This is a genomic window from uncultured Murdochiella sp. (genome assembly GCF_902488755.1).
GTDB lineage: Bacteria > Bacillota > Clostridia > Tissierellales > Peptoniphilaceae > Murdochiella.
Map to the genome: position 1 here is coordinate 1 of NZ_CABTXF010000049.1, position 8,690 is coordinate 8,690.

Consider the following 8,690-nt stretch of genomic DNA (forward strand, 5'->3'; position numbering starts at 1 on the left):
ACTTTCTTCTGCTTGCCGTTCTCCAGTTTGCCGTCTGCTGTCGCATCAAAGACGAGACGTTCATAGCCGTCTGGCACGTTGCCCGGGTTCTCCGGATCAGCCGGAACAATGACCTTCTTCATCTCCTCGGTTTGCAGAGTGATTTCTACCGCCTGCGAAGTGAACTTGTAGTCGGTGGCCAGAACATCCGGATTCCAAGCCGTTTTTGCGACCTTATAGTTCGCATCCAAAACGACTTCATTGGCAAGATCAGGCACATGCAACCCTTGTGCCCTTGCTGTCGCTAAATCGATATGGTCTTTCTCATCGACAACACCGTCCAGATTGAAATCCTTCAGGATGAAGTACGATTTATGCGCCAACCCTTTTTGTCCGTCCAGAGAGAAGGTCGCGTGGTCTCCGCTTACAAAATCCACTTCGTAGTATTGGTCTTCTTTTCCTGCCGGCGGATTATCCGGAACAATTTTGCCGTCGTATTTGGCAGGTGCTTCTAATTTTGCGCTGTTTCCGAATTTGTCCTCGACAACAACATAATACGTGAGGTCATCGACATTCGCAGTACCTTCAATGTTGCCAGAGGTCTTGTCTGCGTTCAACGTAAAGGTAAGACCACTGGGCATGAGGTTCGAAGATACTTTGGCGACTTCTTCGTCAAACTGCACTTCGCGCAGCTCGTTCTGTCCAGCAAAACCGTTCAACGCCGGCAGGGTTGCTTTCGGTGCGGTTAAATCCAGCGTGACCGATTTATCCTGTGCCTCTGTGTTGACAGTATTCGTATTCGCCGGCTTGCGATTCGGTTCGGCCGCTTCAATGGCGTATGCTTTTTCTTCTGCCTGGTCCTTAGGAATCTCAAAGGTGATGATTTCGTTCTTTAATACGCCTTTGACATCCTGCCCATCAACTTTGACACGATTACCATCCGCATCCGTCAAGAAATACTCGGTGTTATCCGGCACAACTTTGATCCACTGTCCGTCCACCTTCTCCTTGTACGGTGTAGCCGTGATAATCGCTTTGCCGTCCTTATGGGGTTCTTGTTTCAGATTCTTCGGCGGACGAGAGGCTTCGGCCTTCACATCCATAACCGCTTCAGAAGAAGATGCCATTCCCTTGTGGGCAACAGCCGCAACATGATCACCGTCTTTTAACGGTTGTGCAGGCTTAAGAACTAACGTTTTGTCGTTGGATGCCTTCTCATCAATCGTTAAGCCGGCAGGAGCCGGTTCGGTGAATGTCCACTTTCCGGCATCTTTATCATACGTCGCGACAAAGGGTGTTTCTTGCCCATCGGTCGTATAGGAACCGGAAATCTTGTCCACGGGTTCGTCCACATGAATGGTGAAATGGTCGTCTCCCGGACGCGCTTGATCAATGGTCGGCGTGGAGACCGTCATTTTCTTATTCGTGATGGTAATCTCATATCCGACGGTATCAAAATAGCCAATCTTCGGTTTTGTGCCGGTCGTCGGATGCGGATCAACCGATTCGACATTTCCGTTCTTGTTCACGAAATGGTTGCGCTGCGTTGCCATCGTGAAGGCATCTACACCGCTTCCATCGGCTTTGTTTAACACAACCGATTGTTGCTTCGTTCCCGGAACAAACGGATTGGTCTTTTGCGGAATAACATTCAGGTTGTAATGCGCCCACTCTGCATCACCCGCTGTGTACGCATCTTGCATCTCTTTTGTCGGAAGCTCTACGATGACGTAGGACATTCTGCGTCCCTGTCCATCATACGAAGGTAATTTCTCCCAACGCAGACCGTCCGCAAGCGTCTTCATGGGCGCTTCTTTCGCCGGCTGATACGTTGCGACACCGGCAATAATCTCATTGCCGAAAGTGCCGACTGCTGGACGCGATAACAAACCAAACTTCAGATCGTCGCTCTTATATTGATCCACCGCTGCTTCCGCCCACTGCTTCGTTGCCGAAACCGTCATCGGATCTTTCCAAACGGCATAAAGATCCGTCTTCGTCTTCATGTCGTCCGGTAATTTGTACATATCGCCATCACGCAGATAGATATCGGTCATCGTATTGTAACCGAGATTGGTCTTATCGACCAAGGCATTCTCATCCGGTGCCGTGGCATCTTTGTTCGTGGACCAACCGACAAAATATTTATCTTGCTGTGTATACTCCGGCGTGTTGCGCAATTGCGGTAACTGCGCTTTTCCTTGTTCTGCCTGTTTGGCATCGACAAAGAGTTCCTGTACAACCGTATCTTTGTCATCTAAATTGCGATGCAGGTTAACACGTTTCGCCGGATCTGCCGTAAAGGCGTCCGAATCAACAATCTGTCCGCCAAGAACCAAATTGGCGACATACGTCGTGCGCTGTTTCAAATCCGCCGGAACGGTAAAAGTTGCGTTTTTCAGATCGTCCGGTCCGTTAATGATATAGGCGGCTTCCGTGCCATCCGGATTTTTCAGCGTGTTGCCGTTTGTATCCACCCAGACAATTTTTACTTCGTGTCCCGGCAGATAGGTAACGCCGATATTCGCTTCTGCGGTGTCTCCCGGAGCCGCAATCTTATCCGTGGTATTGTAATTCGTTACATTGATCCACGCTTTGGAAGCATCATAGACCAACGCAACACCGGCATTGTGATACTTGTTGCCAGCAGGCCAACGCGAACCCACATTCATCGTAAAATCATGCGGGTGTCCGAAAACTGGAACCGGCGACATGTTGATTACGTTTTTAATCGGGCTGCCTTCATCGACCGGGCCAACGACAAATTGATAGACGTAATTCCAATCGACATCATAATCAAAATGCGCATAATAGTTTGAAAAGCCTTTTCCGTCATTTTGACGAACAACCGGCGATTCCACGGTTTGTGCAATGTATTCCGGATGGGCTTTCAAAAGCTCTTTGGTTTTCGCAATGCGTTGTTCCGTCGGCAATTTCTGGAACGGTTGAACCGCGGCAATGCCTTCTCTTGAAAGCGCCGAGGTAACCACACGAATTCCGTTAAGACCATCTGTCAATGTCTTTTGATCGACGGGAACATCCGCCGTTGAGGTCGGGAAGGTGACGAGGTTATCCGAAACTTCCCACCACACGTTGCCTTCCAGCGTATTTGCTGGCCAAGTAGTGACACCTTTTTCTTCTCGAACCTGATCGATCTTGTACCGCGGATAGGTTTTTCCATCTGCGCCGGTGAACGTCGATCCATCATTCTTCGCGACCATGTACAGGTCGTCGTTATTCATCGCTTCGTAAACAAAAACGGCGGTTTTTTGATAATTGAATCCTGACAACATAAAGGATCCGGCAGAAGTTTCCGTCGCGCCATAGAAGCCGGTGTTCGCGCCCGGTGCCTGCCGCGCATTAATGTAACGGTTGCCGGAAGGGCTCTTTTGGTCTTCCGGAATCCAGAATTTGAACTTCTGGCGTGTCGTTTGGTACGCCAGTTTGTGTACTTTTCCGGAACCATCTGTCCAGTCTAATTTCGTCGCATCAAAGGAATACCAACCGCGATCGCTGTCTTTATCGCCAATGCTGAATGTCTTGGTCGTAAAAATCGGGCTCACTTGCCCGTCCGAATCCATCCACTGGAAATAGACAACCGTTCCATCCAATACACCATTATCGTTATCCGGCGTATTAAAGTCGTTTCCGGTCATGGTGTATGCGCGACCGTGCACACCACGTGTGTCCGTCGCTCTTACCGGCTTGTCAAAATCCTGATACGCATAAACGTATTGCTTTCCGTTTTCATCGGTGCCCTCGAGGCGCGGTGCCCCCCCCTCTGCCGGGGGAACCGGATCCTCAGCGTGAACAATCGATGAATGGGGAACGCAAACGCCGATGACCATCAAAAAAGCTAATAGCATCGAAAGCGCTCGTTTTTTCCATCCTTTCATTTGTCCCTCCTTGGTTCTAACCTGAATGTACTTCGTTCCTTCTGTCTCTTCTTGTTTCATACTCCTGTAGTTCCTATAAAAATACGACAAAAACAGGAGAAACTTCTCCTTATAGCTACAAATAGTAAATTATTTTACTCGGAATTGCAACACTCACGCCGTCGGTTTCCTTTCTATTATAAATAACAAAACAGAACCGCCGGGTACACAGCGGTTCTGTTCTGTCTTTTGTGTTCGATAGAAAAAGAGTTCTGTTGTTTCCTTTGCGTTATGCCATCGCTTGCGCTTTGTTTTTCTTTCCACTCAAATACTGCAGTGCCAGCACAACGCCAACCAAGCCAACGCCGCCGATATCGGTGACGATGCCCGGATAAATGAGCATCAAACCGCCGACAACAGAGAGTACTCTCTGCCAAATAGGCATCTTGGTGTAGATGAATCCGGCAAGTCCAGCGGATACGCCGAAGAGTCCAACTACCGAGGTTATGACGATAGTGATAATTTCCAGCGGTGTGGTTTCAATGAAGAGCAGCGCAGGACTCATGACGAAGATGTACGGTACGATGAATGCCGCAATAGCCAAACGAGTGGCAGTAAAAGCCGTCTTCATCGGGTTGGAACGGGCAATCGCGCTTCCGGCATAGGCTGCCAAGGCAACCGGTGGCGTAATATCTGCAATGATACCGAAGTAGAACACGAACATGTTCGCGGCAATGGCGTTAACGCCCATACCCGAAACAAGAATCGGCGCGCAGGTCGTTGCCATGATGATGTAGTTAGCTGTCGTCGGAACACCCATGCCCAAGACAATACAAGTAACCATGGTAAGAAGAAGCGCAATAATAAGATGACCGTTTGCCAGACCGACAATCGCGGAAATCAGCACTTGCCCCAAACCAGTCATGGTGACCACGCCGGCGATGACACCCGCAACACCGCAGGCGATAGCCACAGAGATCGTATTTTTCGTACCATTTTCAAGCACATTGACAAAGCCCATCGGCGTGAGGCGCGTTTCCTTGCGGAACATACTAACGACGATTGCCACAAGTGTAGCAATGACGGCGGCACGCGCCATTGTAAAGCCGTTCATGACCATCCAAACAAGAACGATCAACGGCAAGAGCAGATAGCCTTGTTTAAGAACCAATTTTCCGAATTTCGGAAGGTCTTCCTTTTTGAGACCCTTTAAGCCCGTGCGCAACGCTTCAAGATGGACGGCAATAAAGATGCCGAGGAAGTACAGAAATGCCGGAAGAATCGCTTTAACGGCAATATCGGCATACGGAACGCCGACCATTTCCGACATCAGAAATGCCGCAGCACCCATGATAGGCGGCATAATCTGGCCGCCGGTAGAAGCAGAGGCCTCGACCGCGCCAGCAAATTCACTGCGATACCCGGTCTTTTTCATAAGCGGGATCGTGACCGATCCGGTGGTTACGGTGTTCGCAACGGAAGAACCGGAAACCATACCGCAAAGAGCAGAAGAAATAACAGCAACTTTCGCCGGACCACCTTTGGAAGCACCGGCAATGGAGTTCGCAACCTGAATAAAGAAATCAGATATGCCCGTGCCTTCAAGGAAGGCGCCAAATATGATGAAAAGAACAATGTAGGTCGAGCAGACACCGATCGGCGTACCGATAACGCCCGTCGTGGTGTAAAAGAGATTGTATACAATTACGCGCAGCGCCTTACCCTGTGCGAACGAGTAAATGACAAAGAAGCCGGCAACAAAGAGAATCGGTAAGCCGACGACGCGACGGCATGCCTCTGCCAAAATGATCATCCCGATGATGCCGAGAATAATCTCCGTCTGGTGAATACGGGTCGCTTGGTCGATAATCGCCTTAAAATTGATAATGTAATAGAAAAAGCTCCCCGCGCCCAAAAGCATGAGAATAACATCGTAAAAAGGCATATGGTTGACGCGCGAGGTATCGCCTTTTCGCATCGGATACATCACAAAAGCAAATACAATAATGGTACCGAGAAATAAACAACGGCGAATGCGTTCATCCCAGTTGGCAAACAAATTCAACCAGATCATGAAAAGCGCAAATGCCGCCATCGTAAATTTAATAATCATTCCTGGCGTGCCGGTCCAAATACGGGTATTGGACTCACGATCGTACTTTTTCATAATCTCTTCCACGTCTGCCGCCGTACCGGTGCTGGTATCTTCCACCTCCGGCATTTGGTCAGACGTTTTTTTGATTTCGTCCGTCATTGCCGTTTCTCCTTTCTATTTGTCCAAAGACTTCGGTTAAAGGAAATAACGTTTTCCTTCCGCTGACGGAACACTCCGTCTTGTGGCTGTCTCACAGCCCTTCTCTATTTCTTTTCGTACGTAAAAACAACTGTCGCATTTCGTCCACATAGATTGCGCAGACTAATCTCTTTTTCGTTCACCGAGAGAATATGGTCGGAAACCGTTCCGACAATGTAGGACAGATGTTTCATTTCCTTATGGATATGGGAAATTACCACCTCACCGTCTTTCCCGGTGGAGAGGATCTCTCCCTCATTCAGTTCCGTTTCGACACCCGCGCCAAAATCGGCAAAGCGGGTTTCTTCCGCATAGATTTTCTCTTCTTCAATGCGGTACATGTCCGTATACGGCTTTTGATTGACCGAATGAATAAAGGTTACGCTAAACGTATCTCCTTCCGTCATCGGATAACGGGCAAATACTTTGCCCGTTTTTCCGCTCCGCAAGACCAGCTCATGCCCTGCGGAAGCGAAATGTCCGATGAGAAGGAAGGCGACAATTGCCGTAAGTACGGCAATTGTCCCCTGAAAAACAATCCGTTGACGTGATGTCATAGATTATTTCATAACTCCAATCTCTTTGAAGTACTTTTCAGCACCCGGATGGAACGGTACAGAGATGGCATCGACTGCGTATTCAGGATCCAGCATTTCGCCCTTAGCATGGGATTTTGCAATGGCGTCCTTGTTCTCGAAAATGCCCTTAACAAGATTGTAGACGGCATCTTCCGGAAGGTCTTTGCGGCAGATGAGGGTCGCTTTAACAGCAACTGTGGTGACATCCGTCTCAACACCCTTGTAGGAGTTCGCCGGAATGGTGATATCCGAATAGAACGGGAAGTCTTTCTTCAGCTGGTCAGCATGTTCTTTGTCCACCGACAAAATCGAGATTTCATTGGTGGTCGCCAACTCGGTAATCGCAGTCGTCGGTGCACCGGCAACGCAGAAGAAGGCATCAATTTTGCCGTCTTTTAAGGCTTCCGCCGAGTCACCGAAGGAAAGGTTGTGTTTCGTGATGTCTTTGTTGATGTCAATACCGTAAGCAGCAAGAATCTGGGTCGCGTTGAACTCAACACCCGAACCGGCATCGCCGACGGAGACGTTCTTGCCTTTGAGGTCAGCAACCGATGTCAAGCCCTTCGTACCAACGATCTGGCAGGTTTCCGGATAGAGAGCGGCAACAGCGGCAAAGCTCGTGATTGCGCCGTCTTCTTTGAAGAGGCTCTCGCCCTTCATGGCGTAGTCCATAACGTCGTTCTGTACAAAGCCGATTTGGGCTTCGTTGTCATCCAGCGAGAAGATGTTCGCTTTCGATGCGCCCGTAGACTGTACGGTTAATTTTACGTTCGGTACTTTTTCGCCGAATACGTTAGCGATAACGCCGCCGTATGCATAATACGTTCCGGTCGATCCGCCGGTAGCAAAGTTCCAGTTGACTGCTTCACCGGTCGGTGCTGCTTGCGACTCCTCCATCGAGGAATCCGTAGCTGCAGACTCTGCCGGTTTGGATTCCTCCGGCTTGTCTCCGCCGCCGCAAGCGGTCAGCGAAACCGCCATCGCTAAAGCAAGTAAGATACTCAGTGCCTTTTTCATAAAGATCTCCTTTCAATACTGTCTATAACGATAGACAGCTGCTGAGGACAGCGTCCTCTTCTCTTCTACTCCCTTATTCATTTCTGATCAACAGTTTTCCCGATAGCGGCTGAGCTGTACCGCAGGAACTGTTTTTTGCATAGTATTTCGCGCTCGATTACTAAAAAGGATATCGTTTTCTCGTGTGTACGACCCCAAAACGGGGTCGCTCGATTTTCTCCTAATCAGGGGTTCGAGAAAAAGAAACACATCCGTACTATCGTGATTTCGTTTAGCCAAACATATTCAGCAGTAAGCCTGCGGCAACTGCCGAACCGATAACGCCGGCAACATTCGGTCCCATGGCGTGCATGAGAAGGAAGTTGGAGGGGTCTTCTTTCTGTCCGACTTTCTGTACAACACGAGCAGCCATCGGTACAGCCGACACACCGGCAGCGCCGATCAGCGGATTAATCTTTCCGCCGGAGAGCTTGCACATGAGTTTACCAAACAGTACGCCACCTGCGGTGCCAATCGAAAAAGCGACCAGTCCCATCGCAAGAATACCCAGCGTCTGCGGTGTAAGGAAGTTCTCCGCGCGTGCGGTTGCGCCTACCGTTGTTCCCAACAAAATCGTTACGGTGTACATAATGGTATCTTTCGCTGCCGTCACCAAATGTGGCACGACACCGACTTCTTTGAACAAATTGCCCAACATCAGCATACCGATGAGCGGACCCGCCGGCGGAACGATGAGCGTTACGACGATGGTCACGATAATCGGAAAGAGAATTTTCTCTCGTTTGGAAACCGGACGAAGCGTCGTCATCTTGATACGGCGTTCTTCTTTCGTCGTCAACAGCTTCATGATAGGCGGCTGAATGACCGGAACAAGCGCCATGTACGAATACGCGGCAATGGCGATTGCGCCCAACAGATGCGGTGCCATACGGCTCGTCAGATAAAGAG

5 protein-coding genes are annotated in these 8,690 nt (G+C 49.5%); all 5 read right to left on the reverse strand.

Features of this window, described 5'->3' with window-relative positions; translation table 11 throughout:
• Positions 1–3,875: hypothetical protein (locus RDL68_RS05435; RefSeq protein ID WP_308540667.1), on the reverse strand; the 3,875-nt coding region annotated here is incomplete at its 3' end.
• A 268-nt stretch (positions 3,876–4,143) separates the two neighbouring features.
• The gene (locus tag RDL68_RS05440) at positions 4,144–6,108 is read right to left on the reverse strand and encodes a TRAP transporter permease (protein WP_308540668.1); all 1,965 of its coding nucleotides are present in this window, start codon (positions 6,106–6,108) and stop codon (positions 4,144–4,146) included.
• A gap of 104 nt (positions 6,109–6,212) precedes the next feature.
• Positions 6,213–6,704 (reverse strand): DUF1850 domain-containing protein, encoded by a 492-nt coding sequence (locus RDL68_RS05445; protein WP_308540669.1) that lies wholly within the window; start codon positions 6,702–6,704, stop codon positions 6,213–6,215.
• A gap of 3 nt (positions 6,705–6,707) precedes the next feature.
• Entirely contained in the window at positions 6,708–7,742 is a 1,035-nt protein-coding gene (locus RDL68_RS05450; RefSeq protein ID WP_308540670.1) for a TAXI family TRAP transporter solute-binding subunit, read from the reverse strand.
• Positions 7,743–8,013: 271 nt separating this feature from the next.
• Positions 8,014–8,690, reverse strand: a 677-nt coding sequence (locus RDL68_RS05455; RefSeq protein ID WP_308540671.1) for a sodium ion-translocating decarboxylase subunit beta, incomplete at its 5' end; no start/stop codon positions are given.

Excerpts from the sequence above, each read along its gene's own strand:
- RDL68_RS05440 (WP_308540668.1), bottom strand. The coding sequence starts at position 6,108 with ATGACGGACGAAATCAAAAAAACGTCTGACCAAATGCCGGAGGTGGAA.
- RDL68_RS05445 (WP_308540669.1), bottom strand. The coding sequence starts at position 6,704 with ATGACATCACGTCAACGGATTGTTTTTCAGGGGACAATTGCCGTACTT.
- RDL68_RS05450 (WP_308540670.1), bottom strand. The coding sequence starts at position 7,742 with ATGAAAAAGGCACTGAGTATCTTACTTGCTTTAGCGATGGCGGTTTCG.